This is a genomic window from Rhizobium sp. WSM1328, from assembly GCF_057653715.1.
In genome coordinates, this window is the sequence record NZ_CM172788.1 from 3,039,069 (window position 1) to 3,065,765 (window position 26,697).

Below are 26,697 nucleotides of genomic sequence, written 5' to 3' on the forward strand. Positions count from 1 at the left end.
ACGCGTGGCATCTATCGGACAGATCGTCAACCCGACGTCAGGCAGCGATGCCCTTTCCCGCGCCAGGCAGCGGGCCGCCCTGGTGCCGGACTGCCTGGTGGAAGCCAAGCGCATCGCCAACACCGTGATCGCCGGCTGGCATGGTCGCCGCAAGCGCGGCATCGGCGAGAATTTCTGGCAGTTCCGTCCCTATGCCGAGGGCGAGAGCCTGTCGCGCATCGATTGGCGCCGCTCCGCCCGCGACGACCACACCTATGTGCGCGAGCGCGAATGGGAGGCGGCGCACACGATCTGGCTCTGGTGCGACATGTCGCCCTCGATGATGTACAAGTCGAGCTACGGCAACGTGTCCAAGGAAAGCCGCGCTCTGGTCATCATGCTGGCGCTTGCCGAAATCCTCGCCCGCTCCGGCGAGCGCATCGGCTGCCCCGGCATCATGGAACCCGCCTCCGCCCGCAACGCCGCCGAACGCCTCGCAGCCGCGCTCATGCACACGCCGCTGACCGGCGGCCTGCCGGAAACGGCGATGATCCGCGGCTGGAGCGACCTCGTCCTCATCGGCGATTTCCTCGACGATGCGCCGGCAATCATGGAGCGCCTCGGCCCGCTTGCCCGCCGCGGCCTGCGCGGCCACGTGGTCGAGATATCAGATCCCGCCGAAGAGATATTCCCCTATAGCGGCCGCACCGAATTCACCGATCCGGAGAGCGGCGCCAAGCTTATCTCCGGCCGCGCCGAACATATCCGCGAGGCCTATCGCAACGCCTACCTCGCCCGCAGGGACAGCCTCGGCCAGTCGCTGCGCCATCTCGGCTGGACCTTCGCGTCTCATCGCACCGATCATCTTGCTTCGGAAGCGTTGGTCGCGGTGCACATGTATCTGTCCGGCATGCCGGCCAAGGCAACGCATGGAGGGCAGCTATGAACGCCCTTCCCTTCGCTTTCGCCTATCCCGCCATTCTCGGCGCGCTCGTCGCCTTGCCGGTCATCTGGTGGCTGCTACGGCTGACGCCGCCACGTCCGAAGACCGAAGTCTTCCCGCCGCTGAAGATCCTCGCCTCGGTGCTGAAGCGCGAGGAGACGCCGGCGCAGAGCCCCTGGTGGCTGACGCTGCTGCGCATGCTGCTCGCCGCCACCATCATCCTTGCAATCGCCGACCCGGTTTTCAATCCACGCACCAGTTCGCTGGCATCAGGTGGCCCGCTCGTCCTCTTCGTCGACAACAGCTGGGCGGCGGCACCCGACTGGGAGCGCCGCATCCAGACCGCCGACGCGTTGATAGACGACGCCGAATCCGCCGGCACGCCTGTGTCGATCGCCTTCACCGCCGATCCGAGCAACGACGCCGTGCCCGGCACCGCCGCTGCCGCCCGCGACAAGCTGCGCGCCGCCGAGCCGCGACCACTGGTACCGGACCGCGAACGCGCCTTCCAGGCGCTGCGCGCCGCGCTGAACGGCATCAAGCCCGGCACCCTCGCCTTCCTGACTGACGGCGCCGCCGCCAAGGCCGACGACGCCACGGTGCGCAGGCTGGCCGAACTCCAGCCCGCTGATCTGCGCCTGATCGAGGGCGAGGCCGCGCGGACGGTCGCGATCACTGCCGCCAACAATGCGGCGGATGCCATGACCGTCAAGGTCACGCGGCTCAACACCTCGCAGGCCGCATCGGTGGCGCTGAACGCCGTCGATACCCAGGGCCGCTCGATCGCCAATGGCAGGGTGGATTTCCGCCCCGGCCAGAGCGTCGCGACGAGTGCGATCACCGCTCCCTTCGAGATGCGCAACGATTTCGCGCGCATCAGCGTCGACAACGGCGCGACGGCAGGCGCCGTCCACCTTCTCGACGACGCATTCAAGCGCCGCCGCGTCGTCTTGCTGTCAGGTGAAGGAGGGGATGAGTTCCAGCCGCTGCTCTCGCCGCTCTATTATATCCAGCGGGCGCTGCAACCCTATGCGGATCTGATCCAACCTGGCGATTCCGATCTTTCGGTCGCGATACCAAAACTTCTCGCCAACAATCCCTCCATCATCATCATGGCCGATATCGGCCGGCTGCCGGAGGAGACCTACGAGCCTCTGACGCGCTGGATATCGAATGGCGGCATGCTCCTGCGGTTTGCCGGCCCGCGCATGGCGGCAGCCCCTGCGGACGATCCGCTGATCCCTGTCATCTTGCGTCAGGGAGAACGGGCGCTCGGCGGCACCTTGTCCTGGAGCGAGCCGCAGTCGCTTGCCGAATTTCCGAGTTTCGGGCCTTTCGCCGGCATAGCGCGTCCCGCCGATGTCGTCGTCAAGCGGCAGGTGCTCGCCGAACCGACGCCCGATCTTGCCGAACGCACCTGGGCGAGCCTGGCTGACGGCACACCGCTCGTCACGATGAAGCAGATCGCATCCGGCCAGATCGTCCTGTTTCACGTCACCGCGGAAGCAACCTGGTCCGATCTGCCGATCTCAGGCACCTTCGTCGACATGTTGCGTCACCTCCTGCAGATATCGCGCTCGGGCGGTGTGACTTCGGAAGCGCGCGGCAATGCGCGTGTCTCCGAAACCCTGCCGCCATTCCGCATGCTGACGGCCAAGGGCACGCTCGTCTCCGAGACGGGATCGGCGCGGCCGCTCATTCCACAGGCCGGGGTCGAACCGACGACAAATTTCGACAACCCTCCCGGGCTCTACGGTTCGGAGGATGGTTTCGCCTCGTTGAACGTGCTGCCCGAGAACGCCGAACTGACGCCGCTCGACACAACAGGGACCAATGCCGTGCGCGAAGGCCTGATCGGCGGCGAAAGCTGGTCGGCAAAACCCGCGCTCTTTCTCGCAGCCTTTCTGCTGCTCCTGGCCGATAGCCTGATCGTCCTCTTCATGAATGGCGCATTCTCGCGATTGCGCCCGGCTGTCCGAACCGCCGCGATGATCGCGGTCGCCGTCGGCGCCGGCTTTCTCGTGCAACCCGGCACGCTTCACGCCGACGACTCCCAGCCCGGCGACGACCTTATCCTGCAGAGGCTTGACAACACCCATCTCGCCTATGTCGTCACCGGCGAACAGGATGTGGATAATATATCCGAGCGCGGTCTTGAGGGACTAACCCAGTTCCTGACTTTTCGCACGACGCTGGAGCCGGCGTCGCCCGTCGGCATCGACCTCACCAAAGACGAACTCTCCTTCTATCCGATCATCTACTGGCCGGTTTCGGCGACGGCGCCGATGCCGTCGACGGCGGCAATCAGCCGTATCGATGCCTATATGCGCAATGGCGGCACCGTGCTTTTCGATACGCGTGATCAGATCAGCGCATTGGACAATGGCGGCAATGTCAGCGCCAACGGTGAGAGATTGCAGGCAATCCTCACCAATCTCGACATCCCGCCGCTCGAGCCGGTACCATCAGATCACGTGCTGACGAAATCCTTCTATCTTCTGTCGAGCTTTCCCGGTCGTTATACGGGCAGCCCCCTCTGGATCGAGTCCCGGCAGGGCGGTCAGGGACCGAGCGAAAAATCGGCGGCGACGGCCGACGGCGTTTCGCCGATCCTGATCACCGGCAATGATTTCGCCGGCGCCTGGGCGATCGACGACAACGGCGTACCGATACTGCCGACCGTGCCGTCGGATGAAACGCAGCGCGAATATGCCTACCGTTCCGGCGTCAACATCATGATGTACATGCTGACCGGCAACTACAAGACCGACCAGGTCCATGTTCCCGACCTCCTCGAACGGTTAGGACAATGAGATGACCTTCGACTTTTCGCCCTTCCTGCCCTGGTCGGTTCTGGCTGCACTCGCGGTCGTCAGCGCTGTTATCGCCGCTTTCGCGATCTGGCGCGGCATTCGCGGTGCCTGGATCAGAACGCTGGCAGCACTCGCCATGTTGACCGCCCTTGCCAATCCTGTCCTGCTGCAGGAGGATCGGGATCAGTTGTCGACGATCGTCCCGGTTCTTGTCGATCGAAGCCAGAGCCAGCAGACGCCCGATCGCGTCAAGATGACCGACGATGCGCTTGCGGCCCTGAAGGGACAACTCGCCCGCTTCCCCCAGATAGAGCCCCGTTTCGTCGATGTCGAAGGCGACGTCAATTCCGACGTGCCGTCCACGCGTTTGTTCGACGCGCTGTCGGCCAACATTGCCGATGTCCCGCCCGCCCGTATCGGCGGCGCCATCATGCTGACCGACGGTGAAGTCCATGATGCTCCGGCCGCCAATCAGGCGCTTGGTTTCGACGCGCCGATCCATGGCCTCATCACCGGCAAAGCCAACGAATTCGATCGCCGCATCGAAGTCATCAAGGGGCCGCGCTTCGGCATCGTCAACGAAGAGCAGCAGGTGATCCTGCGCGTCTTCGACGACGGCCCTGGCCCGGGCGGCACGGCCGATGTCACGGTGAAGCTGAATGGCGACGAGATCGCCACCCTGCAGGCGACACCCGGGCAGGATACGCCCTTCTCCTTCAAGGTGCCGGGTGGCGGCAGCAATGTGCTCGAATTCTCGGTCGCGGCACTTCCCGGCGAAGTCACCACCGCCAACAACCGCGCCGTCCACGTCATCGACGGCATCCGCCAGAATCTCCGCGTCCTGCTTGTCTCCGGCGAGCCGCATGCCGGCGAGCGCGCCTGGCGCAACCTGCTGAAATCCGATGCCTCGGTCGATCTCGTCCACTTCACCATCTTGCGTCCGCCGGAAAAACAGGACGGCACGCCGATCAACGAGCTGTCGCTGATCGCCTTTCCGACGCGTGAGCTCTTCGTCGACAAGATCAAGGATTTCGACCTGATCATCTTCGATCGCTACCAGCACCGCGGCGTGCTGCCGTTGCTCTATTACGATTACATCGCGCAATATGTCGACAACGGCGGCGCGCTGCTGATCGCCGCCGGTCCCGAGCATGCCGGCCCCGATTCCATTGCGCTGACGCCGCTTTCCACGGTCCTGCCGGCAACGCCCACCGGAGAGATGATCGAAAAGGCCTTCTATCCCCGCCTCTCCGAGGAAGGCCGCAAACATCCCGTCACGCGCGGCCTGGATGGCTCGGGCGAGGACCCGCCGCATTGGGGACGCTGGTTCCGCAGCGTCGATGTCGAGCGGCCGCAGGGCGAGACGATCATGCTCGGCGCCGACAACCACCCGCTGTTGGTGCTGAACCGCGCCGGCCAGGGCCGCGTCGCCATGCTGCTTTCCGATCAGGGCTGGCTCTGGGCGCGCGGCTTCGAAGGCGGCGGTCCGAACGTTTCGCTCTATCGCCGTATCGCCCATTGGCTGATGAAGGAGCCGGCGCTCGAGGAAGAAGCGCTGACGGCGCGCGCCTCCGGCCGGACCCTTGAAGTTACCCGCCAGACGATCGGCGACAATCCCGGCAACGCCACCGTGCGTTATCCCTCCGGCAAGACCGAAACCCTGCCGCTCACCCAGTCCGAACCGGGGCTCTACAAGGCCGAGAAGAGGATGGACGAAATCGGTCTCTTCGAAGTCCGCAACGGCAAGCTGTCGACGCTTGTTCATATCGGCGCCGTCGACGCGCCGGAATTCAAGGCAATGATCTCGACGACCGATGTGCTGCAGCCGGTCGCCGACAGAAGCAAGGGTCTCGTCACCCGCGTCTCCAATGCAAATGGCGCGATCTCGGTCCCGCCGATCCTGCCGGTGCGCGGCCAGGTGCGCGTCTCCGACAACGATCGCATGATGATCCGCATGACCAGCGAGACGGTCTTGAAGGGCATCAACACGCTGCCGCTCTTTGCCGGGTTCGCCGGCGTCGGCATCCTGCTGCTCGCCTTCGGCGCCATGTGGTGGCGCGAAGGGCGGTAATCTCATGCCGGAATTCGAGCTCACCGCTTCGCCCTCGCTAGAGGAACTGGCAGTGATCACCGATGCGCTCTCGGCCTTCAACAACAGCGATGTCGGCCCTTCGGATCGCCAGCCGCTTGCAGTCCTCATCCGCGATACCGACGGCAAGGTGACCGGCGGTCTTTCCGGCTTTACCGCCTGGGGCTGGCTCTTCACCCAGATGCTCTATATTCCCGATACACTGCGCGGCACCGGTATATCAGGCAATATCCTCGCAAAGGCGGAAGAAGAGGCGAAAGCCCGGGGGTGCCGCGGCGCTTGGATCGACACCTTCAACCCGCAGGCTCTGCGCGCCTATCTGCGTCAGGGTTATGAGGTTTTCGGAGAGCTTAAGGATTTCCCGGAAGGCCGCACGCGCAGCTTCCTCCGGAAAAATCTCTAGCGCATCTCCTTTGTGCGTCCGAAAGGACGCACGGCGCTCTAAATCATTCGCGCCAGGCGATCGTACCCTTCAGCAGCGCGTGCACGCCCTCGGCGATCGGAACGACGAGTACACGGCCGGGATCGACCGGGCCTGGAAAAGACAGCGCGTTGTAGGCGACCTTCTCGAAGCCGAGCGGGCCGTAATAGGGCGGGTCGCCGACGAGGATGACGGCTTCCGAGCCCTTGCGTCTTGCTGCCTCCACCGCGATCCGCACCAGTTCCCGGCCAATGCCCTTGTTCTTGTGGGAGGGGCGGACGGCGAGCGGGCCGAGCAGATGGCCCTTCACTGTACCGGCCAGTACCGGCGTCATGCGCACGGAGGCGATCGTCTCACCGTTATCGGTGCAGATGAAGGAGAGCGACAGGTCATGGGGTCCCTGCTCACGGATGCGCGCGGCAGCGCGCGTGAATCGGCCCGGACCGAAGGCTTCTTCGTTGATGTGTTCGATGGCGGCGTCATGAGACGCGTCTTCAGTGAGGTAGACGAGATCGTGCTTGTACATGATGACAGAAACCGGATGGACAGATTGATGGGTCTCGAACACGCCTTGGGCGTTCGGGAGCATCAGCGTCGTCGCGGGTTTCTGGAAATGAACATCAGGCAGGGGTCCGAAAATCGTGAAAAGGCCGATAGCAGGAAAAATTTCCGCCGTCCAACGCAAAATGCACGACGTGACGCACTGTTCAATCTTTACCGCCTGCAAAGCCCTGCCATCTGCGATATCTTCCGTTCCAACACGCAATCAAGGGAATGAAGACCATGGGAATGCTAGTGGACGGCGTCTGGCATGACGCCTGGTACGACACGAAGGAGAGCAAGGGTCATTTCAAGCGGCAGCCCTCGCAGTTCCGCAACTGGGTGACATTAGAGGGTGAGGCCGGTCCTTCCGGCAGCGGCGGCTTTAAGGCCGAAGCCGGGCGTTACCATCTTTATGTCTCGCTCGCCTGCCCCTGGGCGCATCGCACGCTGATCTTCCGCAAGCTGAAGAAGCTCGAAGAGCTGATCTCGGTTTCGGTCGTCGATCCGCTGATGCTCGAGAACGGCTGGGAGTTCAAGGTCGGCGACGGTGCCACCGGCGATCACCTCTTCGGCGCGTCCGCGCTTTGGCAGATCTACGTCAAGGCCGATCCGCACTATTCCGGCCGCGTCACCGTTCCCGTGCTCTGGGACAAGAAGACCGGCACGATCGTCAGCAACGAATCCGCCGAGATCATCCGCATGTTTAACAGTGCCTTCGACGGGCTGACCGGCTCGAAGGCCGATTACTATCCCGAGGACCTTCGCTCCGACATCGATGCGCTGAACGCCACCGTCTACGACACCGTCAACAACGGCGTCTACAAGGCCGGCTTTGCCACCACCCAGCAAGCCTATGAAGAAAACGTCGGCAAGCTGTTCGAAACGCTCGACATGCTCAATGAACACCTCGGCAAGGGCCGCTACCTCTTCGGTAGCAGGCAGACCGAGGCCGACTGGCGCCTGTTCACCACGTTGGTGCGCTTCGACGCCGTCTATGTCGGCCATTTCAAGTGCAACATCCGCCGCATCGCCGACTACCCCAACCTGCCCGACTATCTCCGCGATCTCTACCAGACGGCGGGCGTTTCGGAGACGGTGAACCTGAAGCACATCAAGGAACACTATTACCGCAGCCACAAGACGATCAATCCGACCGGCATCGTTCCCGTCGGCCCGGCGCTCGATCTCGACCGTCCGCACGGTCGTGCTACAGCGCCGCGCGTCCTTTTAGACGCGCAAGGGACGCTGTAGAACTTTGAATTGCTGCATAATTTTATCCCTAAATCGATTCCGATTTAAGAAATTATGCAGTCGCTTGCCGCCGCCTGAGAATTACCAGCGGTGGGCGGGCTCCTGCTCGCCGCGAAGCTCGGCGAGACGGCGATGCGTCGCCTTGGTCGTGCCCTCGGGCAGGCTGTCGAGGGAAAAGAAGCCGCTGTCGGATATCTCCCAGTCCGGCGGCCGCGGCGCCGTCTGCTCGACGATTGCCCGGTAGAAGACGACATGGTCGCGCCTTGTGGTGGTGGTATTGAAATAGACCTGGATCAGCTGCGGCTTGCCGATGATCCTGAGGTTGCCCTCCTCGCGCAATTCCTTGGCAAGCGCTTCCTCGACCGTCTCGTTGCGCTCCAGCCCGCCGCCCGGCATGTGCCAGCCGCCGATATAGCTGTGGCGCACGAGAAAGATGCGTCCGTCTGCATCGAAACAGGCAGCCCGCACGCCCACGGTCATGCTGCGGACGAAACTGAAATAGACATGCAGCAGGCGCAATGCCAGCCTCATGTGAAGGGGCCGGTTCTCTTTATCCACTATCACTCCGTTTCAGCTCTTCATCGCGCCCGATGTGTTTGATTTGTCAATAAGCTGGTCTATGTCTCGTAACATGTTCAAGCTCGCGCATATCTCCGACGTCCACCTCGGGCCGCTGCCCAGTCTTTCCATTCAAGAGCTGTTTTCAAAACGCATAACAGGCTTTGTGAACTGGCATCGAAATCGACGCAAGCACCTTTTCGGCAGCACGTTGGATCTGCTGCTCGACGACATCCGCGCCCACCAGGCCGATCACCTGGCCGTCACCGGCGACCTCGTTAATCTGGCGAGCGGCATTGAGATTCGCGCCGCCGCTGCATGGCTGCGCGCGTTCGGCGACCCTGCGAACACGTCAGTCGTTCCCGGCAATCATGACGCCTATGTACCAGGCGCCTATGAGAAGTCGATGCGCGCGTGGTACGATTATGTCCGCGGCGATCTCGCCCCGCCGCAATGGCAGGACGACCGCCATATCTTCCCCTATCTGCGTGTTCGCGGCAAAGTCGCGATTGTCGGTTGTTCGACGGCGGTCGCCACTCCTCCCTTCGCCGCCTCCGGCTTTTTCGGCGCGCGACAGGCCCGCGATACTGTCAACATGTTGCGCGCGGCTGGGGAAGCCGGGCTCTTCCGCGTTGTCATGATCCATCATCCGCCGATCCGCGGCGCCACGGCCTTCTACAAACGGATGATCGGCATCCGCCGTTTCGCCGCTGTGATTTCGACAGGCGGCGCCGAACTCGTGCTGCACGGCCATACGCACCTGAACACGCTGCATTGGCTGCGCGGCCAGGTGCAGCCGGTGCCGGTCGTCGGCATCGCCTCAGCCTCGCAGGGACCGGGCAGCGTCAAGCCGCCCGCCGCCTACAACCTCTTCTCCATCGACGGCTCTCCCGGCGCCTGGGAGCTCAGTGGCGAACGCTTCAGCCTCAACAGGGCCGGCGACGCGGTGATGCCGGAAAGCACCGATATTTTCGCGCCTTAGCGCCGGCTCCTGACTCTTTTTGTATAGCACTTGAATCGATCTGCGAGGAGATCGGCCCACCGTCGCAACATTTGCCATGGAGGTTGCTTACCCTCTTGGTATTTTTAGTGGTAAGCGTACAATTCGAGCAACTGCATTGCCTGAGAACGGAGCGCGCCGATGACTTCTTCTTTCCGTCACCTGTCCAGACTTTCGCTCGCCGCCGGCTTTGCCTTCGGCATCGCCACGGCCGCTTTCGCGGTCGGCGACAACAATGACGACACCAATCCGCCGCCGAAGACCCAGACGACCAAGACCTGCACCGGCGGCAAGGTCTGGGACAAGGCCAAGAAGGAATGTGTCAACCCGAAGAAGAGCAGCTTCAACGACGACGATCTTTATAAGTTCGCTCGCGAGTTTGCCTATGCCGGCCAGTATGACAACGCCATCACCGTGCTCAATCTCGCTCGCAACCAGAACGACCCGCGCATCCTGAACTATCTCGGCTACGCTAACCGCAAGGCCGGCCGCATGGAGCTCGGCATGTCCTACTACCGCAAGGCGCTGCAGGCGGATGAGAATTATATCCTCGCCCGCTCTTATATGGGCATGGCGCTGGTGGAACAGGGAGATATTCAGGGCGCCCGCGTCCAGCTTGTCGAAATCCGTGATCGCGGCGGCGAAGGCACCTGGGCCTATCGCGCCCTGCTGCAAAGCTTGAACGGCTACAAGACATATTGACGCAAGCTTTGCGGGCCAGAATACGAAAATCCCTTGGGAAAGAGAATTGAAGACGACCGGATGCTTGCGAAGTGCAGGAGACTTGTTTCATAAAGCTCATGCATCGACGGCGTCGATAAAGTCGGTTTCGCGCCCGACGGCGAACCCTTCGTCCGCGAAACCATTGTGAATGCTTCTTGGATAAACAATGCGTCAGCCCGCAACGACCATCGATCTCCGGCGTGATCTCGTCGGCCTCCTGCCCCGCCTTCGCCGCTTCGCGATCACGCTCGCGGGTGAGGTTGCCGTGGCCGATGAACTCGTTCAGGCCGTCTGTCAGCGCGCCATCGCCAAGGGTCATCAATGGAGCGGCGAAGGCCGGCTGGAAAGCTGGATCTACACGCTTGCCCGCCAGCAATGGACCGACGACAACCGCAAACGCAAGCCGAAGGCTTCCGTCCGCGGCAACGTCACCGATATTCGCGAGGCCGCGCGCGAACGTTCGGCAGCGGTCGATCCCGACACCATCCATCACATGATTTCCGATATGCCGGATGGTGTTTCCAGCATGTTCTTGCTCGTCGACGTCGAAGGCCACAGCTACCAGCAGGCGGCCGACATCATGGGTATTCCGGTGGCAAACGTCGTCTCGCAGCTCGCCACCGCAAGGCTGCATTTCGCCGAGCTTGCCGGCACCCACCCGATCCACAGGTTCTGAATTTGCTCGATCTTAGGAAACTGCCGCTCGAAGCCCAGCTCACCGCCCTTCTCGACGGCGAAGTCTCGCCCGAACAGCGGCACGAACTGGAGCAGCGCTTGGCAAGCGACGAGAATGCGCGCCGGCTGCATGAGAAGCTGCGCCACGGCGCCGATTTCGGCCGCCGCCGCCTCGACGATATCCTGAAGGAGCCGGTCCCGCTTGCCCTGGTCCGCTCTATCAAGAGCACACAGCCGCCGAAGACGCCGATCGCCCAGCGCGCCACGCGCCCGCAAGTGAAACTGGCGCCGAGCGGCCCGCAGGCACTGGCCGCCGCCCTCATCCTCTTTGTCGTCGGTTGCGGCATCGGCTATTTCGTCGGCACAGCCCCGGATGCCGACGAGATTGCCACCACGGCTACCACCAATACGGCACCGGTCAATACCAGCGACTGGCTGGGCGACGTCACCGCCTATCAGCGCTTGCTGATCCGCCAGCCCCGTCATCTCGTCGAAGTGCCCGCCTCGCAGGCCGAGGAAATCTCCAGCTGGCTGACGACCGCAATCGGCGTCCCCTTCCGCGTGCCGGATCTGAGCGCCGAAGCCTGGACCTTCCAGGGCGCGCGCGTCATCCTCGGCGACAGCCGCCCCGTCGGACAGCTCGTCTATTCGAATGCCGATGGCGACATCATCTCCATTTGCTTCCGCAAGGACGCGCAGCCGCCGGAGACCGACGATTTCAAGGAAACGATCAAGGACGAGATCGGCCTCGTGACCTGGCACAATGCCGGCACCTCCTACGTACTCGCCGGCCCCTCCGCCGAAGCAACGCTCGGCCAGCTCGCCATGGAGATCGCCACCGCGATCTGATTGCCGGAGCATGATGCCGAGCAGTATCGCCCGACATCGTGCGTCACGTTGATTTAGAGCCTTTCCGGGTTAGATTGAAGCATTCTGCCGGAGCAGGTTTTCGTCAGGGCAGAGGCGATTGGCGAAGGGCATACCTCTTGGTACGTCCGAGCCGATCGCCTCTGATCCTGGCGTAAAGATGCCCGGCCCTTCGGGTTGGCTGAAACGGGCCGGCTGATCGACCGGCCGGCTTGGCCGTAGAGCCTGGCTACGACGCGCGCCGGCCGGTCGACCATCCGACTCCGTTTGAGCCAACAGAATGCTTCAAGCTGGCCAGGAAAGGCTCTAAGGCACCAGCACCACCTTGCCGACCGCCCGCCGATCTTCGATGGCGCGATGCGCTTCCGCCGCTTGATGCAGTGGGAAACGACCGCCGTCGATAACCGTCAGGGCGCCCGTCGCGGCAAGCTCGAAGAGCGCTGCAAGATCCTCACGCACCCCCTGAGGCGTCAGCAGCGCCAACAACGAAAATCCCTTGATCGACTGGTTGTGATCAAGCATGCCCTCGACATCTGCGGCCCCGAGCCCGAACCGCCCCATCGCCGCCAGCACCAGTTCCCCGCAAGGCGCCAGCGCATCGAGCGCCGCCCTTGAAAACGCGCCGCCGACGGTTTCATAGATGACATCCGCGCCGGGCCCTCCGGTCACCCTCTTGACATCCTCCTGCCAGCCGGGCGCCGTATAATCGACCGCATGATCGGCGCCAAGCGACAGGGAAAGCGCCCTCTTCTCGTCACTGCTCGCCGCCGCGATCACCATCTTCGTCCCGTCGCGCCTCGCCAGCTGCAGGAGGAGCGAACCGACACCGCCGGCTGCCGCATTGACGAGAACGTTTTTGCCTTTCACTGGACTGCGGCGTAGGAGGTGCAGCGCCGTCAACCCCTGCACCATCAGCGCGGCGGCCGCCTCGAAAGAAACCGCACCGGGCAGTTGCACCACCGCCCCGCCATCGACCGCAACGAACTCGGCATAACCGCCCGAACCGCGCCCCATCGCAAAGAGAGGAACGGCAACGCGCGTACCAATGAGCGAGCGGTCGGCACCAGGCCCTGCTCGCTCGATCGTACCCGCGACCTCGACACCGGGAAACATCGGCAGGTCGGGCGTCACGGCATAGCGGTCGGCCCGCATCAACACCTCGAAGAAGTTGACGCCCGCCGCGTGGACGCGGACAAGCACCTCGTCCGGTCCCGGCTCGGGGACCGGCAGTTCCACGAGCTCGAGGACATCTGGCGGACCGAAGCGATTGAATTGGACGGCTTTCATGGCAGGTGAACCTCACGTCTGATTGGCGTGGGGCAGGTTTAGCAATAGAACATCAGATGAAAATACACACTCTTTCGTGCCCTACCCACCAGGAGGTGACCATGGCTGAGCCGATGAAAAGACTCCCCGAGCTGCCCGTCGAACGCGCGCTGAAGGTGATCTCGGGGCGCTGGAAGCCGGTCATCCTCTATTACGTCTTCTCCGGCCCGAAGCGTCTGTCGGAGCTGAAACGGATGATGCCCGCCATTACCCAGAAGGTGCTGATCCAGCAACTGCGCGAGATGGAGGAGCACGGGCTGGTCGCCCGCCAGATCTTCGCTGAAGTCCCCGTCCGCGTCGAATACAGCGCGACCGAACTCGGCCTCGGCCTCGAACCGGTGCTGCTGGCGCTCTGCCAATGGGGTCAGCGCCATGCCGAGGCGCGAAACGAAGCCGCCGATATCGCCGACTGCATCGTCAGGCCGCGCCGCGCTACAGCGCAGCGCGTCTTTTCAGACGCGCATAAGGCGCTGTAACACTTTGAATTGCTACATAATTTTATCCTTAAATCGATTCCGATTTAAGGAATTATGCAGTAGAGCGGTCTCGGCCTGAGACCTAACCGACAAAGGCCGATTAGGCTTTGCCGGCCTTCACGTCGAGGACGCGGTTGGCGGCCGAGACGATCGCTTCCAGCGACGCCGCGACGATGTTGGTATTGATGCCGGCGCCGAAGAGCTTGCCGCCGGGATAGGAGATCTCGACATAGGAGATCGCCGCTGCGTTCGAGCCATGCTGGAGCGAATGCTCGGAATAGTCCTCGACCGACATGTCGACGCCGAGATAATGCGACAGCGCATTGATGAAGCCGTCGATCGGACCGTTGCCGCGCCCTTCGATGCGCTTGATCTCCCCATTGTCGGTGATCTCGGCTGCGACGATCCGCTGGCCCTTGTGCTCGGTGTCGGGATAGGTGTGATGGTCGACGAAGCGCAGCCGGCCTTCCGGCTGCGTCACGTAGCGCTCGATGAAGCGGTCGTAGATGCGCCGGGACGGAAGCTCTTTGCCCTCGACGTCGGTGATGCGCTGGATGTCCTCGCGGAATTCCACTTGCAGGTTGCGCGGCAGGTTCAGCCCGTAATCCTGCTGCAGGATATAGGCGATACCGCCCTTGCCAGACTGAGAGTTGATGCGGATGATCGCCTCGTAGGAACGACCGACATCGCGCGGGTCGATCGGCAGGTATGGGACTTCCCACATCGGATGATTGGCGACCTGCGCTGCCTTCATACCCTTGTTGATCGCGTCCTGATGCGAGCCGGAGAAGGCGGTGTAGACCAATTCTCCGACGTAAGGATGGCGCTCGCCGATCGCCATCTGGTTCGAATATTCGAACACTTCCTTGATGCGTTCGATATTCGAGCAGTCGATCTCGGGATCGACGCCTTGCGTGAACATGTTCAGCGCCATCGTCACCATGTCGACATTGCCGGTACGCTCGCCATTGCCGAACAGCGTGCCTTCGACGCGGTCGGCACCTGCCAGCAGTGCCAGTTCGGCAGCGGCAATGCCGGTGCCGCGGTCGTTATGCGGATGCAGCGAAACGATCAGGTTCTCGCGATTGTCGAGGTTGCGGCACATCCATTCGATCTGGTCGGCATAGACGTTCGGCGTCGCCATCTCGACGGTGGACGGCAGGTTGATGATCAGCTTGTTATCGGGCGCCGGCTTGACGACCTCGATGACGGCGTTGCAGATCTCCAGCGCCACATCGAGTTCCGTGCCGGTAAAGCTCTCCGGGGAATATTCGAAACGATAACCGCCGCCGGCCTTCGTGGCCATATCGGTGATCATCTTGGCGGCATCGACGGCGATCTGCTTGATGCCCTGCACATCCTTGGCGAAGACGACGCGGCGCTGCAACTCGCTGGTGGAGTTGTAGAAATGCACGATCGGCCGGTTTGCGCCTTCCAGCGCTTCGAAGGTGCGGGTGATGAGTTCCGGGCGGCACTGCACCAATACCTGCAGGGAGACGTCGTCGGGCACATTGCCCTCCTCCACGCACCAACGGGCGAAGTCGAAATCGGTCTGTGAAGCCGAGGGGAAACCGATCTCGATTTCCTTGAAGCCCATCTCGATCAACAGCTGGAACATGCGCGCCTTGCGATCGTGGCCCATCGGGTCGACGAGTGCCTGGTTGCCGTCGCGCAGGTCGACCGAGCACCAGACCGGTGCCTTGGTAATGGTCTTCGTCGGCCATGTGCGGTCGGGAATGTTCACCTGCGGATAGGCCCGGTATTTTGCCGCGGCATCGGGCATGCCTTTTGCGGAATTCGTTCCGCTCTTTGAGGCCGCTTTATTCTCGGAGGATTGCGTCTTCGCGTCCATCGTATCGTCTCCTCGTCCCGGCATTTGCCCGCTCTTAGCCGATCACGTCGGGCTTGGCGATAAACAAATGCGGACCTTGTCGGTCGTTAGGTCAATTTTGAAAGTGAGTCGCGAGGAGCGATGGCCGGGCGGGCTTTCGGCCGCCGGGCGCTCCTCAAAGGACCCGACAACCGCGCGTAAGGCCGAGGAGAAGAAGCGAGGTCAGGGCGCGCGTATTGTCACGCAGGGCAATGCGGCCGCGTGCAATCGTGTCAGAAATTCTGGCGCCAGTGGTCTTCATGAGCGCGCTTATAGCCTCGGACGGTAGAGCTGGCAAGTCCTTGCCCGGCTTTTGATCGCCGCCAACATTCGACCAACTGCCCATCTATTGCCGGCGGAGTTGCTTGAAAGCGCCAGGATCCGGCATTTGAAGGGCAGAACGACCTTCCGTTACCTCGACTGAGCTCGGTCTTTCCAAAGCCTCACCAGCCGCGACAGCGCCAGCATCAGCCCACCCGCGAGCAGGCCCCAGAAGGCGCCGGAAATACCGCCGAAGGAAACGCCGGAGGCGGTGACGAGGAAGGTGATTGCCGCCGCCTCACGTGAGTCCGGCGCCTGGAAGGCCGACATTGCCGAGGACGAGAAGGCGCCGACCAGCGCCAGGCCGGCCACCGCCTCGATCAGGATGGAAGGCGCAAGGGCGACGAAGGCCGTCACCGCGCCGGCGAGCAGCCCGAGAATGATATAGCCGACACCGGCGATGAGTGACGCCCAATAGCGCCGCTTCGGATCGGCATGGGCGTCCTGTCCGGCGCACATCGCCGCGGTGATGGCCGCCAGATTAACGGCGTGGCCGCCGAACGGCGCCGACAGCAGCGAGAAGAAGCCGGTGACGGCAAAGAGCGGGCCGGGCTTCGGATCGTAATGGTTGACCTTCAGCACCGCGATACCCGGAATGTTCTGCGAGGCCATGGTGACGATGAAGAGCGGCAGCGCGATCGAGATGAGGCCGGCAAGATTGAACACCGGTCGGACGATTTCCGCCGTTGGCACCAGTGATTGTTCCAGCGAGCCGAGCGCACCGTCAGGGATATCGACGCCGAAGGCGAGCACCAGCACGAAGGCCGCGAGTGCTGCCGGCACCGCCCAAAGCCGCTTGAAGGCGCCGACGACGATCCAAGCGACGACGATCGGCAGGCCGAACAGCGGATTGAAGCCGATCGCCTTTACCGGCGCGAAGCAGAGGCCGATCAGCACGCCGGCGAGCATTGCATTGCCGAGTGGTGCCGGAATGGCGGCAACCGCTCGCCCGAGCGGCTTGAACAGTCCCGCAAGGATAATCAGCGCAGCACAGATCAGGAATGCCCCGACCGCCGCATTGAAGCCGCCCTCGATCGCCCCGGTGCTTGCCAGCAGTGCGGCACCCGGTGTCGACCAGGCGATGCTGACCGGCAATCTGGTCACGGCACTCAGCACGATCGCGCAGACGCCCATGGAAATCGACAATGCCATCAGCCCGGAAGCCGCCTGTACATCCGTGGCGCCGACCGCCTGCAGCCCGTGCAGTACAACGGCGAAGGAACTGGCGGAACCGACGAAGGCGGTCAGCAGCCCCATGAACAGGGCTTGGACGGAAAAATCTTTGAGCATGGCGGGACTCGAGCTGCGCGAATGCCGCATGGAGCATGATGGTTGCCGCAGGCGCAAGTCTGGATTCAGTGCTTTCCGTTCAGACCTTGCCGCTAGGAGATCATCTCCGTTCAAGCACTAAAGCCTTTCCTGGCCAGATTGCAGCATTCTGACCAGGAAAGGCTCTGGCCGAAAACAAAACGCCCTCACCTGCGATCGGCAGGCAAGGGCGGGTTCTTGGCAGCTTTGGCTGAGAAAACTTAGATATCGGCCTGCGACGTCACGATCCGTGAAACGAGGCCATACTCCTTCGCCTCTTCGGCCGAAAGCCAGTAGTCGCGATCCGTATCCTTGTCGATCTTGTCGAGCGGCTGGCCGGTGGCCGCTGCCATGATCCTGTTCAAGCGCTCGTTCATCTTGATGATCTCGCGCGCCTGGATTTCGATGTCGGATGCCATGCCGCGCGTGCCGCCGGAGGGCTGATGCAGCAGGAAGCGCGTGTTCGGCAGGCACAGGCGCCGCTCCTTCGGAGTGGCGACATAGATCAGCGCGCCAGCGGAGGCGACCCAACCGGTGCCGATCATCCAGACCTTCGGCTTGATGAACTTGATCATGTCATGAATGGAATCGCCGGATTCGACGTGGCCACCGGGCGAATTGACATAGATGCGGATGTCCTCGTCGCTGGCCGCGGCAAGTGCCACAAGCTGCGAGCAGACCTTCTGCGCCAATTCCTGATTGATCGGTCCGTAGATGAAGATCGAACGCGACTTGAAAAGATTCGCCTCCGTTTCCTTGCCGAGCGGCAGTTCCTTCGTCTTGTCGTCCTGGTCTTCGTCGTTCATTCGAACCTCTTGGAGATGAATTCGGGTTCCTCGCACATAGTGCGACTCAATGCCTAAAACAATGCGAGAAAAACACAAGGCACCGAAGCGATGGAGATATCCTTAAGAAGCCGCGCGCCGTTCTGCAAGCCTTACTGAATTGTAACGGCGAAAGGCTTTGAAAAGCCTAAATCGGTTCCTACCTCAACCTCACGCGGCAAACGCCGCCAGCGCATAACCCCGAAATCGGAATCGATTGTCGGAAAGGATTATGCGCAGTTTTAAATTGATAGAGCGTCCTTAGCGCGTCCGACGCGCGGCGCTCTAGATCATTAGGAGACAGGACATGTCACCCGAAGAACGCCAATTGCTGACCGCCCTCTTCGACCGCGTACGCACCGCCGCGGCCACACCGCGCGACCGCGACGCCGAGGCCCTGATCGACCAGGCGACGCGCGAACAACCCTCCGCCACCTATTACCTGGCCCAGGCCGTCATCGTTCAGGAAAAGGGGCTTGAGGCAGCCGCCAACCACATCAAGGAACTCGAAGAGCGTGTCCGCCAGTTGGAAGCCGGCGAGAGCGAACACCGTCAGGCCGAGCAGGGCGGCGGCTTTCTGAGCTCGATCTTCGGCAACACCCAGACGCAGCAACCGGCGCCAGTCCCCTCCAATCCTGGCCCCTCCAATCCCGGTCCCTGGGGCCAGCAGTCCCGCGGCTATGACGATTCCCGCGGCTACGAACGCGATGTCCGCCAGCCGCCGCAACAGCCGACCGGCCCCTGGACCCAGCAGGCCTCTGCGCCGTCTGCCGGCGGCAGCTTCCTGCATGGCGCGCTCGGCACGGCGGCAGGTGTCGCCGGCGGCATGCTGCTTGCCAACTCGCTGAGCGGCATCTTCGGCAACCACATGTCCTCGCTCGGCTGGGGCTCGCCCTTCGGCGCCAATCCCTTCGGCAATGCCAGCGCGCCGACCGAAGAAACCGTCATCAACAATTATTACGGCAATGACGACACCCGCCAGGCCGCGGACAACACGGCCGATGACAAGGACAACAGGGCCGACCTGCAGCAGGCCGATTACGACGACGGCGACGATTCCATCGACGACTCGTCCGGCGACAACGTTACGGATGTTTGAGGTGTAGCGGCCGGAGACGGATAGCGATTGCCGCACCGTTGCCCGGCCCTTCGCTCTAGGCTCAGGGCGTTCGCCGCTGCAATCGATTCACTGGATCGATTGGTCGGGCTTTGCCCGACCGCTGCTCACCCACGGCCGCGATAGGTGGCAACGCCCTGCTCCGGCAGCCAGACGCCTTCCGGCGGCTTGCCCGTCTGCCAGAAGACGTCGATCGGAATACCGCCGCGCGGATACCAGTAGGCGCCGATTCTGAGCCACCTGGGATCAAGCAGTTCGACGATGCGCTTGGCGATGTAGACCGAACAATCTTCGTGGAAAGCGCCGTGATTGCGGAAGGAATGCAGGAAGAGCTTCAGCGACTTCGATTCCACCAGCCATTCGCCCGGAATGTAATCGATGACGATATGGGCGAAATCCGGCTGCCCGGTCATCGGGCAGAGCGAGGTGAATTCCGGCGCGGTGAAGCGCACGACATAATCGGTGCCGGCATGGTTGGACGGCACTTTTTCAAGCACCGCCTCCTCAGGCGATTGCGCGGTTTCGGTTTGCTGACCCAGCATCGACAGGCTGGAAACATCTGTATTCGGCATCATGCCTCCTTGACGACTTTGACGCGGATGCCGTGAGCCTTCTCGCCCTCCGGCTCCACATGAATTGCGATCGTGGCGCCCTGGTGCACCGCCCTGATGGCATCCTCAAGGCGGTCGCATATATCATGCGCCTGCCGCACCGACATCCCGCCGGGCACCACCATGTGAAAATCGATGAAGGTGACGGTGCCCGCGCGGCGCGTTTTCAGGTCGTGCACGCCGATCGAGCCCTCCGCGTGGGCAGCGATCGCCTGTTTGATCGCCTCCTCCTCCTGCGGCTCGACCGCCTGGTCCATCAGCCCGCCGATCGATTGCGAGATCACCTTCCAGCCCTGATAGAGGATGTTGACGGCAACGAGGATGGCGAGCACCGGGTCGAAGATCGCATACCCCGTCGCCAGCGCCAGCAGCAGGCCAATGAGCACGCCGACAGAGGTTACGACATCGGACATGATATGCTGCCCATCCGCCGTCAGCGCTGGCGAGCGATGTCTGCGTCCGGTTCTGATCAGCAAGCGCGCCCAGATCGCATTGATGACACCGGCCGCGAAGTTGATCGCAAGGCCGAGCACGGGTGCATCCAGCATGCGTGGCTCGGCGAGATAACCAACCGCCTCGTTGACGATCAGCAGGGCAGCGACGACGATCAGCGCGCCCTCGGTAACCGCTGACAGATATTCCGCCTTATGATGGCCGAAAGGATGGTCGTGATCGGCCGGCTTTTGCGCATAGCGAATGACGAAGAATGCGATGAAGGCTGCGACGACGTTGACCGATGATTCGAGCCCGTCCGACAGCAGCGCCACCGACCCGGTGAACCACCAGGCCACCATCTTCAGCCCCATGACGCCGAGCGACAGCGGAATCCCCCACATCGCCAACTTGCGAACCGTAAGATCGCCGTTGTCACTCATATCGTTCCCCTGCGGTTGCGAATGAATTGCAGCTTTCAAGCCGTTGAAACGCAAAACCGCCCACGCGAATGTCGCGCAGGCGGTTCAGTTGATGGTGATATGGGGGAAGACGGCGGATTTGTCAAAGGGCAATGAGACTCCCTTCCGCGCGACTCAAGGAGCGGGGTCGGCGAGAACAATTTGCGGCCAGCGCAAGAGCGCGGCCTGCCCTGCAGGCGTCAGCGCATAAACGCCCTTCTCCTTGCGCTCGAACCATCCGTAGACGTTGTCGAGCAGGATGCGGCCGGCATTGGGCACCTGAGCCTTCATATCGCGCGGCCGCCCGACCCCACGCTCGATTGCGGCGGCGCAGAGCAGCACCTGCTGGCGATAGGCGGTCATGATCGGCGCCCGCGTGCTGCCGCCGATGGCGGGATCGCCGCGGCGGCGCTGATGCTCCTTGACGAGGCGCGTCCGCCGCTTGGGATTGGTGCGCGGCATCGGCGAGACGGAACTGACGATAACGCTGACCTCGCCGCTATCGGAGACGCCGAGCATGCCGATGCCGAGCCTGCGGCAGAGATCGCGATAGCGTTTGTCGGTCTCCCGCCCCCGACCCTTGGCGGAGACGCGGGCCGCGATCCAGACCTCATCGCTCATCGCCGCGCGATCGACCGCCTGGAGAACAAGCTCGAGGTTGAAGGAGAGCTTGAGTTCGCAGACCACCACGACCGGCGGCTCGGCATCGCTCAAGCCAACGAGATCGCACCCGCCGACCTCACCCTTCACGACATAACCCGCCGCCTCCAGGAAAGCTTTGACCGGCAGGTAGAGCGATGTCTCCATGCTGAAAACCGCGCCTCAGGCGGCGTTGAGATCGGCAATCTCGCCATATCGTGCAAGCAATCGCGGCGACGACATATCTCCGGTTTCTTCATCGACGATCACCGCATAGGCCGCCACGCCGACAAAACGCTCCGACATCGCCGAGGCAATTTTCTCCGCGCTGACGGAGTTCGATGCCTGGCGCATTTCACCGGGGACGAGATTGCCGCGGTTCTTGCGATAGGGAAGAACGATGAACTTTTCAGCATTGGCCACGTCGAATATCCCGATTGATCGTTCCTGAAATGTTCTGATTTGCCTGAAGAAGTCAACCGGCCTTTCGAAAACGGCCTGCCCCTCCCCGCAGTCGGGGGAAAGAGCAGGCCGAATAACCGTCGAAATCCTCAGGCAGCCTTCGTCTTCACCTTGCGCGCCAGATGCGCCACGACATTTTCGATCATCCGCATCCCGGCATCGCCACCGAGCGTCATGATGGATTCTGGATGGAACTGCACCGCGGCGATCGGTTCCTTCGCGTGTTCGATGCCCATGATCGTGCCGTCGTCGCTTTCCGCCGTGATGATGAACTCGCGCGGCAGCGTCGAAGGATCGGCGAAGATCGAGTGGTAGCGGCCGACCGTCACCTCCTTGGCAAGGCCGGAGAAGACGATGCCCGGCTCCAGCACGCGGATGCGCGAGGGCTTGCCGTGCATCGGCACCGCCAGATGACGCAACTCCCCGCCATAGGCTTCGGCGAGCGCCTGCAGGCCGAGGCAGACACCGAAGATCGGCAGGTTGCGCGCCCGCGCCTTCTTGATCGTCGCCTTGCAATCGAAATCCTTGGGCGTTCCGGGTCCCGGCGACAGCACAACGAGGTCCGGGTTCAGCCTGTCGAAGATTTCCTCCGGCACCGGCGTGCGCACGGTCGAAACCGTCGCCCCCGTCTGGCGGAAGTAATTGGCGAGCGTGTGGACGAAGCTGTCCTCGTGATCGACGAGCAGGATGCTGACGCCCTTGCCGACGCCTGCGACGTCGCGCTGAACCCTGCCGGAATTACCCGTCTTGGCGTCTCGGATGGCGGAAAGCATGGCAGAGGCCTTCAGTTCTGTTTCGGCTTCTTCTTCGTCAGGAATGGAATCGTTGAGCAGCGTCGCACCGGCGCGCACCTCGGCGATACCATCCTTGATGCGCACGGTGCGCAGCGTCAGGCCGGTGTTCATATCGCCGTTGAAACCGACCATGCCGATCGCCCCACCATACCAGGCGCGTGGGCTCTTTTCATGGCTCTCGATGAAGCGCATCGCCCAGAGCTTCGGGGCGCCGGTGACGGTAACGGCCCAGGCGTGGCTGAGGAAACCGTCGAAGGCGTCCATGTCGTCGCGCAGCCGCCCTTCGATATGGTCGACCGTGTGGATGAGGCGCGAATACATCTCGATCTGCCGGCGGCCGATCACCTTGACCGAACCCGGCTCGCAGACACGGCTTTTGTCGTTGCGGTCGACATCCGAGCACATGGTGAGCTCGGATTCGTCCTTCTTGGAATTCAGCAGCTTCAGGATCTGCTCGCTGTCGGCGATCGGGTCGTCGCCGCGCTTGATCGTGCCCGAAATCGGGCAGGTCTCTATGCGACGGCCGGAAACGCGCACGAACATTTCAGGCGAGGCGCCGACCAGATATTCCTGATGGCCGAGATTGATGAAGAAGGAATAGGGCGAGGGATTGATCGCCTTCAGCCGCTTTGAAATGTCGGACGGCTTGCTATCGCAGCGCTCCATGAATTTCTGCCCGGGCACGACTTCGAAAAGGTCGCCCTTGCGGAAACTTTCCTTCGCCTTGGTGACGAGCTCGGCATATTCGCCCGGTCGGTGATCGCTCTTCGGCGGAATGGCATCCGTGTGTTTGAAGGGCTCCGCGGCGATATCCTGGGCCTTGCCCTCGGTCGACACGCCGCCTTTTTCGAAGTCGTAACGGTCGACCCAGGCCTTGGCGGAATAGTTGTCGACGACGAGGATCTCGTCCGGCAGGTAGAGCACCATGTCACGCTGATCGGAGGGCCGCGTCAGCTTCAGATTAATCGCGTCGAACTGGAAGGCGATGTCGTATCCGAAGGCGCCGTAGAAGCCGAGGCTTGCATCCGCCTGCGAATAAAATAGGTCGGTGACGGCGCGCAGCACGGTGAAGACCGTCGGCATCTTCGAGCGTTCTTCCTCGGTGAACACCCGGTCCGGCGTCTTGACGGTGAGGTCGAGGCGGCGGGCCGAGGAAGCGCCGAGCACGATGTCGGACACGGTCTTCAGCCGCTCGATCACGAAGCCGAGGATCACCTCGCCGCGTTCATTATAGGCCTCGATCCAGACGTCGCGCCCGAAGGAAGAGATTCCGAGCGGCGGATCGACGACGGCGGTATCCCAGCGCGTATAGCGGCCGGGATATTCGTAGTTCGACGAAAACACCGCGCCGCGGCGCTCGTCGAGCTTGTCGACATAGGAAGAGACCGCATCGCCGTAGGGGATCGCCCGCCGCTGCCGCGTGACCGTAATGCCGCCCTTGGTCTCGTAGATTTCCGCACCATCATCCCGCAGGATCGTTACCATTGTTCCACTCCGTTATCGGGGCCCGGACGACAGGCGGCCATAAAACAAAAAAAGCCGCCTCGAAGTTTCGGGCGGCTCACTCGTCGTCTTTGGACACGATTGGTCGAGGCCGCCTTAGCGAACCCACCACCAAACAGCAATGTTCAAGGACTTGATCATGAAAAATTGTTAGCCTGAGATCAGCAATTGCGCAAGAGGCGAATGCGGAATGAAAAGGGCGGCCCGAAAGCCGCCACTCCCCCAGCCATGAAGGCGTGATCGCGATCAGAAAGTCTTGGTCAGCGAGATCTTGAAGGTGCGTCCGGGCTCGGAATACCAATCGCGCGGCTGCGACGCCGTCGAGATCAGGTTGACATCGCGCACGGCGAGCGCGTTGAAATATTCCTGGTCGAAGATGTTGTAGACACCTGCCTGCACGCGCAGGCCCGGCACCTGGTCCGGCGTCCACCAGCCGGTCAGGTCGACGATCGCGTAGCCCGGCGCATCGAAGGTCGTGTCGGTGGTGTTGGTGACGGGCGTATCGAGATGATCGGTAAGCATGCCCGCCGAAAGCGTCGAAGAAAGATCGAAGCCGAAAGTCTCGTTGCTCCAGCCGCCGCCGACTATCGCCTTGAACGGTGCCACCGATCGCAGGCGCTGGGCAGTTTCCTCGTTCCTGCCATAGGCATAGGCAAGTGACGTATGGAGATTGATGCCGTTGTTGAATGTCTTGGCGGCGCTGGCTTCAATACCCGAGATCGTTGCCGCAGATACGTTCGTGTAGTTGAATGCCGTAAAGCCGGTCGCGTCGACGCTCGTCACCGTCTCGATAAAATTCTGGTAGCGGGTGTGGAAGGCCGCAACCCGACCGGTAAAATCGCCCGTGTCAAAATTAGCGCCGATTTCGACGCCGCGGCCGATTTCGGGTTGCAGATCGGGATTGCCGAGCTGGGCGTAGCGGCCCGTCGGGTTGTAGAAGCGGCTGTAGAGTTCGTCCACGGTGGGTGCGCGGAAGCCGACTGCCAGCTGCAGGTAGAGCTGCACGTCGGGCGTCAAGTCGTATGTCGCAAGAATCTTCGGTGACAGGCCGGCTTCCGTTCGGTCGCTCAGGTCCCCGAAACGAGCAAGGCCGGTATTGCTTGCGAAACTCCCGCCGGTCGAGGGATTGTAGTTGAACCAGTCAAAGCGGAAGCCGGGTGTCAGCGCGAAGCCGGTATTGCCGATTTCGATCTTGTCTTCGACAACAAGCCCAAGATTCTGGCTGTCGACATTGGGCACTTCCGCCTGATTGTTCAGCGACGGGCAGGTCGTCGGTGTGGGGCAAAGGGCCCAGCTATACTGGCTCCAGCTGGAAACGCCGACGTCGAGGCCAATGCGAACGGAGTGGCTGAGACCGGAATACTCAAAATCCTTCGTTGCAGTGCCGCTGAAGCCCCAGGTTTCGTTTTCAATCTCGTTGTTACGGCCATAGGCCACATTCGCCGCGGTACGCCCCTTGCTGCCGGATTCCTTCTTCAAGTCCTGCCAATAGAGCGTGGCGCGCGCACTGCTGAAGAACGCATCGGAAGACTGCGCTTCATAGTCATAATCGAGCGACACACGATCACGATCACGCAGTTCGCGACCGTCGTAATTGTCGATCATATAAGTGCGTCCGGTACCTTGCTGTTCACGCAGATCAGTCTGCAGGTCACGCCTGAAACGCTCGGCAGTCAGACCGATGCGGTGGCCACCCTCCAGCTCCTGACGCAGCTTGAAGAGCAGATTATGCTGATCGAAATCAGCTGGATCCGCCTCGGTGCGGAAACGACCATAGCTGTCATTGTCGCCCATGTTGTCGCGTTCATGCCCCTTGCGGTAGCCACCCTGAAACAGGATCGACGTACCGCCGATCTTCTTGGCGGCAGCGGCTGAGCCGGAAATGCTGCGGTCTTCGCTGTCATAGGTCGACTTGACGATCGCACCCCAGTCGCGGCCTTCAGGAATGAGATCCTCCGGCTCCAGCGTATTGAGAACGATGGCGCCGCCGAGCATGCCGGAACCACCCTTGCTCGAATCCGCGCCGCGCACGATATCGAGCGAGGACAGCGAATCGAAATCGAACGTATCGCCACCGCCATTGGCATTGCTGAGGGCGAAAGCGCCCTGGCGCGAGCTGTTCGAAATATAGGGAATTGGAATGCCGTCGACGGTGGTCAGGATGCGAGCGCCCGAAAGGCCACGCAGGTTGAAGCCTGCGTCACCACGCGAATAATTTACGCCTGCATCGACGCTGCGGCCGATATCGTCAAAATTGGTGACCTGCTTTTCTTCGAGCTGCTTGGCAGTGATCTCGGTGGCCAGCGGCGTGTCGGCGACGCTGCCCGGCGCCACGCGTTTGCCCTTGACGACGATCTTCTGCAGGACGGTGCTTTCCTCCGTCGCGGCTTGCGGCGCTGTTGCCGGAGCGCTTTGCGCGAAAGACTGCGAAACAGGAAGAACAACTGTGGCTGCCGTGCAGACCAATAGAACCGAGCGCCAATGCCGGACGATCATAACCTACCCTCTCATGATGATTACCGGGCTGGCTGGTCGTGGCGCGTCGAACGCTCGAGGGGCTGGCTGGGCTTTTACGGATGAAGACGAAGTAAAATTCCGCCTTCTTTTCGCCGCATAAAAAACATGAGCAGCATTGTCAACATAAGTCATCATTTTATGTTGAATAAATATATCAAGTTTTAGCGATCTTCA

The 26,697-nt window shown here is 62.1% G+C and carries 24 protein-coding genes; 12 read left to right on the plus strand and 12 right to left on the minus strand.

All coding sequences use genetic code 11. The features are described from left to right. The first annotated feature begins 4 nt into the window (after positions 1–4). From AC2444_RS15460 to AC2444_RS15475, 4 genes are read left to right on the plus strand one after another with little or no spacing between them, the layout of a single operon-like run. Positions 5–925, plus strand: a complete 921-nt coding sequence (locus tag AC2444_RS15460) for a DUF58 domain-containing protein (protein WP_012758472.1) — start codon at positions 5–7, stop codon at positions 923–925. Continuing rightward, positions 922–3,735, plus strand: coding sequence for a DUF4159 domain-containing protein (locus tag AC2444_RS15465; RefSeq protein ID WP_012758473.1), 2,814 nt, complete (start codon positions 922–924; stop codon positions 3,733–3,735). The genes AC2444_RS15460 and AC2444_RS15465 overlap by 4 nt, the downstream gene beginning before the upstream one ends. A gap of 1 nt (position 3,736) precedes the next feature. Continuing rightward, the gene (locus AC2444_RS15470; RefSeq protein ID WP_012758474.1) at positions 3,737–5,806 is read left to right on the plus strand and encodes a membrane protein; all 2,070 of its coding nucleotides are present in this window, start codon (positions 3,737–3,739) and stop codon (positions 5,804–5,806) included. A gap of 4 nt (positions 5,807–5,810) precedes the next feature. Next, positions 5,811–6,227, plus strand: coding sequence for a GNAT family N-acetyltransferase (locus AC2444_RS15475; RefSeq protein ID WP_012758475.1), 417 nt, complete (start codon positions 5,811–5,813; stop codon positions 6,225–6,227). A gap of 43 nt (positions 6,228–6,270) precedes the next feature. Here the strand turns inward: AC2444_RS15475 and AC2444_RS15480 are convergent, their stop codons facing one another. Continuing rightward, entirely contained in the window at positions 6,271–6,834 is a 564-nt protein-coding gene (locus AC2444_RS15480; protein WP_080518576.1) for a GNAT family N-acetyltransferase, read from the minus strand. Between AC2444_RS15480 and AC2444_RS15485 the strand changes: the two genes are divergently transcribed. Further along, the gene (locus AC2444_RS15485; protein WP_164902749.1) at positions 6,799–7,023 is read left to right on the plus strand and encodes a hypothetical protein; all 225 of its coding nucleotides are present in this window, start codon (positions 6,799–6,801) and stop codon (positions 7,021–7,023) included. The genes AC2444_RS15480 and AC2444_RS15485 overlap by 36 nt on opposite strands. A 5-nt stretch (positions 7,024–7,028) precedes the next feature. Beyond that, positions 7,029–8,039, plus strand: coding sequence for a glutathione S-transferase family protein (locus tag AC2444_RS15490; RefSeq protein ID WP_012758477.1), 1,011 nt, complete (start codon positions 7,029–7,031; stop codon positions 8,037–8,039). 81 nt (positions 8,040–8,120) lie between these two features. Here the strand turns inward: AC2444_RS15490 and AC2444_RS15495 are convergent, their stop codons facing one another. Next, positions 8,121–8,597, minus strand: coding sequence for an NUDIX domain-containing protein (locus AC2444_RS15495; protein ID WP_012758478.1), 477 nt, complete (start codon positions 8,595–8,597; stop codon positions 8,121–8,123). A 73-nt stretch (positions 8,598–8,670) separates the two neighbouring features. Between AC2444_RS15495 and AC2444_RS15500 the strand changes: the two genes are divergently transcribed. The 4 genes from AC2444_RS15500 (at position 8,671) to AC2444_RS15515 (ending at position 11,844) form a co-directional block, all read left to right on the plus strand. Then, positions 8,671–9,579 carry a metallophosphoesterase family protein gene (locus tag AC2444_RS15500; RefSeq protein ID WP_012758479.1) on the plus strand — a complete coding sequence of 303 codons (909 nt, stop codon included), beginning with the start codon at positions 8,671–8,673 and terminating at the stop codon, positions 9,577–9,579. A 159-nt stretch (positions 9,580–9,738) separates the two neighbouring features. Beyond that, complete coding sequence (locus AC2444_RS15505; RefSeq protein WP_003561379.1) at positions 9,739–10,299, plus strand: tetratricopeptide repeat protein; 561 nt, start codon at positions 9,739–9,741, stop codon at positions 10,297–10,299. Between the two features lie 187 nt (positions 10,300–10,486). Beyond that, on the plus strand, positions 10,487–10,996 hold the full coding sequence (locus AC2444_RS15510; RefSeq protein ID WP_012758480.1) for an RNA polymerase sigma factor: 510 nt from the start codon (positions 10,487–10,489) through the stop codon (positions 10,994–10,996). Positions 10,997–10,998: 2 nt separating this feature from the next. Continuing rightward, the gene (locus tag AC2444_RS15515; protein WP_012758481.1) at positions 10,999–11,844 is read left to right on the plus strand and encodes an anti-sigma factor family protein; all 846 of its coding nucleotides are present in this window, start codon (positions 10,999–11,001) and stop codon (positions 11,842–11,844) included. A gap of 324 nt (positions 11,845–12,168) precedes the next feature. Here the strand turns inward: AC2444_RS15515 and AC2444_RS15520 are convergent, their stop codons facing one another. Continuing rightward, complete coding sequence (locus AC2444_RS15520) at positions 12,169–13,149, minus strand: quinone oxidoreductase family protein (protein WP_012758482.1); 981 nt, start codon at positions 13,147–13,149, stop codon at positions 12,169–12,171. Positions 13,150–13,154: 5 nt separating this feature from the next. Between AC2444_RS15520 and AC2444_RS15525 the strand changes: the two genes are divergently transcribed. Next, positions 13,155–13,664: a winged helix-turn-helix transcriptional regulator gene (locus AC2444_RS15525; RefSeq protein WP_017994837.1), complete on the plus strand. Its 510-nt coding sequence runs from the start codon at positions 13,155–13,157 to the stop codon at positions 13,662–13,664. 100 nt (positions 13,665–13,764) lie between these two features. On the opposite strand, the gene leuA is transcribed toward AC2444_RS15525, so the two are convergent. The 3 genes from leuA to AC2444_RS15540 form a co-directional block, all read right to left on the minus strand. After that, entirely contained in the window at positions 13,765–15,516 is a 1,752-nt protein-coding gene (leuA, locus tag AC2444_RS15530; RefSeq protein WP_017994838.1) for a 2-isopropylmalate synthase, read from the minus strand. A 429-nt stretch (positions 15,517–15,945) separates the two neighbouring features. Then, positions 15,946–17,175, minus strand: coding sequence for a benzoate/H(+) symporter BenE family transporter (locus AC2444_RS15535; RefSeq protein ID WP_041935562.1), 1,230 nt, complete (start codon positions 17,173–17,175; stop codon positions 15,946–15,948). 209 nt (positions 17,176–17,384) lie between these two features. After that, positions 17,385–17,969 (minus strand): ATP-dependent Clp protease proteolytic subunit, encoded by a 585-nt coding sequence (locus tag AC2444_RS15540; RefSeq protein ID WP_003561390.1) that lies wholly within the window; start codon positions 17,967–17,969, stop codon positions 17,385–17,387. 325 nt (positions 17,970–18,294) lie between these two features. On the opposite strand from AC2444_RS15540, the gene AC2444_RS15545 reads away from it, so the two are divergent. Then, positions 18,295–19,086, plus strand: a complete 792-nt coding sequence (locus AC2444_RS15545) for a DUF2076 domain-containing protein (protein WP_012758486.1) — start codon at positions 18,295–18,297, stop codon at positions 19,084–19,086. Between the two features lie 125 nt (positions 19,087–19,211). Here AC2444_RS15545 and queF read toward each other — a convergent pair whose 3' ends face one another. From queF to AC2444_RS15575, 6 genes are all read right to left on the minus strand, one after another. Beyond that, positions 19,212–19,676 (minus strand): preQ(1) synthase, encoded by a 465-nt coding sequence (queF, locus tag AC2444_RS15550; protein ID WP_012758487.1) that lies wholly within the window; start codon positions 19,674–19,676, stop codon positions 19,212–19,214. Beyond that, positions 19,676–20,590, minus strand: coding sequence for a CDF family cation efflux transporter EmfA (emfA, locus tag AC2444_RS15555; RefSeq protein ID WP_012758488.1), 915 nt, complete (start codon positions 20,588–20,590; stop codon positions 19,676–19,678). Before emfA ends, queF begins: the two co-directional genes overlap by 1 nt. Positions 20,591–20,743: 153 nt before the next feature. Further along, positions 20,744–21,415, minus strand: a complete 672-nt coding sequence (locus AC2444_RS15560) for a DUF2161 domain-containing phosphodiesterase (protein WP_012758489.1) — start codon at positions 21,413–21,415, stop codon at positions 20,744–20,746. 15 nt (positions 21,416–21,430) lie between these two features. Continuing rightward, positions 21,431–21,670, minus strand: a complete 240-nt coding sequence (locus tag AC2444_RS15565; RefSeq protein ID WP_003541831.1) for a hypothetical protein — start codon at positions 21,668–21,670, stop codon at positions 21,431–21,433. A 128-nt stretch (positions 21,671–21,798) separates the two neighbouring features. After that, complete coding sequence (locus AC2444_RS15570) at positions 21,799–23,988, minus strand: anthranilate synthase (RefSeq protein WP_012758490.1); 2,190 nt, start codon at positions 23,986–23,988, stop codon at positions 21,799–21,801. 264 nt (positions 23,989–24,252) lie between these two features. Further along, on the minus strand, positions 24,253–26,502 hold the full coding sequence (locus tag AC2444_RS15575) for a TonB-dependent hemoglobin/transferrin/lactoferrin family receptor (protein ID WP_012758491.1): 2,250 nt from the start codon (positions 26,500–26,502) through the stop codon (positions 24,253–24,255). Positions 26,503–26,697 lie beyond the last annotated feature (195 nt).

Coding starts and splice junctions, on each gene's coding strand:
- AC2444_RS15465 (WP_012758473.1), top strand. CDS start 922: ATGAACGCCCTTCCCTTCGCTTTCGCCTATCCCGCCATTCTCGGCGCG.
- AC2444_RS15470 (WP_012758474.1), top strand. CDS start 3,737: ATGACCTTCGACTTTTCGCCCTTCCTGCCCTGGTCGGTTCTGGCTGCA.
- AC2444_RS15475 (WP_012758475.1), top strand. CDS start 5,811: ATGCCGGAATTCGAGCTCACCGCTTCGCCCTCGCTAGAGGAACTGGCA.
- AC2444_RS15485 (WP_164902749.1), top strand. CDS start 6,799: ATGGGTCTCGAACACGCCTTGGGCGTTCGGGAGCATCAGCGTCGTCGC.
- AC2444_RS15480 (WP_080518576.1), bottom strand. CDS start 6,834: ATGCTCCCGAACGCCCAAGGCGTGTTCGAGACCCATCAATCTGTCCAT.
- AC2444_RS15490 (WP_012758477.1), top strand. CDS start 7,029: ATGGGAATGCTAGTGGACGGCGTCTGGCATGACGCCTGGTACGACACG.
- AC2444_RS15500 (WP_012758479.1), top strand. CDS start 8,671: ATGTTCAAGCTCGCGCATATCTCCGACGTCCACCTCGGGCCGCTGCCC.
- AC2444_RS15505 (WP_003561379.1), top strand. CDS start 9,739: ATGACTTCTTCTTTCCGTCACCTGTCCAGACTTTCGCTCGCCGCCGGC.
- AC2444_RS15510 (WP_012758480.1), top strand. CDS start 10,487: ATGCGTCAGCCCGCAACGACCATCGATCTCCGGCGTGATCTCGTCGGC.
- AC2444_RS15520 (WP_012758482.1), bottom strand. CDS start 13,149: ATGAAAGCCGTCCAATTCAATCGCTTCGGTCCGCCAGATGTCCTCGAG.
- leuA (WP_017994838.1), bottom strand. CDS start 15,516: ATGGACGCGAAGACGCAATCCTCCGAGAATAAAGCGGCCTCAAAGAGC.
- AC2444_RS15535 (WP_041935562.1), bottom strand. CDS start 17,175: ATGCGGCATTCGCGCAGCTCGAGTCCCGCCATGCTCAAAGATTTTTCC.
- AC2444_RS15540 (WP_003561390.1), bottom strand. CDS start 17,969: ATGAACGACGAAGACCAGGACGACAAGACGAAGGAACTGCCGCTCGGC.
- AC2444_RS15545 (WP_012758486.1), top strand. CDS start 18,295: ATGTCACCCGAAGAACGCCAATTGCTGACCGCCCTCTTCGACCGCGTA.
- queF (WP_012758487.1), bottom strand. CDS start 19,676: ATGCCGAATACAGATGTTTCCAGCCTGTCGATGCTGGGTCAGCAAACC.
- emfA (WP_012758488.1), bottom strand. CDS start 20,590: ATGAGTGACAACGGCGATCTTACGGTTCGCAAGTTGGCGATGTGGGGG.
- AC2444_RS15560 (WP_012758489.1), bottom strand. CDS start 21,415: ATGGAGACATCGCTCTACCTGCCGGTCAAAGCTTTCCTGGAGGCGGCG.
- AC2444_RS15570 (WP_012758490.1), bottom strand. CDS start 23,988: ATGGTAACGATCCTGCGGGATGATGGTGCGGAAATCTACGAGACCAAG.
- AC2444_RS15575 (WP_012758491.1), bottom strand. CDS start 26,502: ATGATCGTCCGGCATTGGCGCTCGGTTCTATTGGTCTGCACGGCAGCC.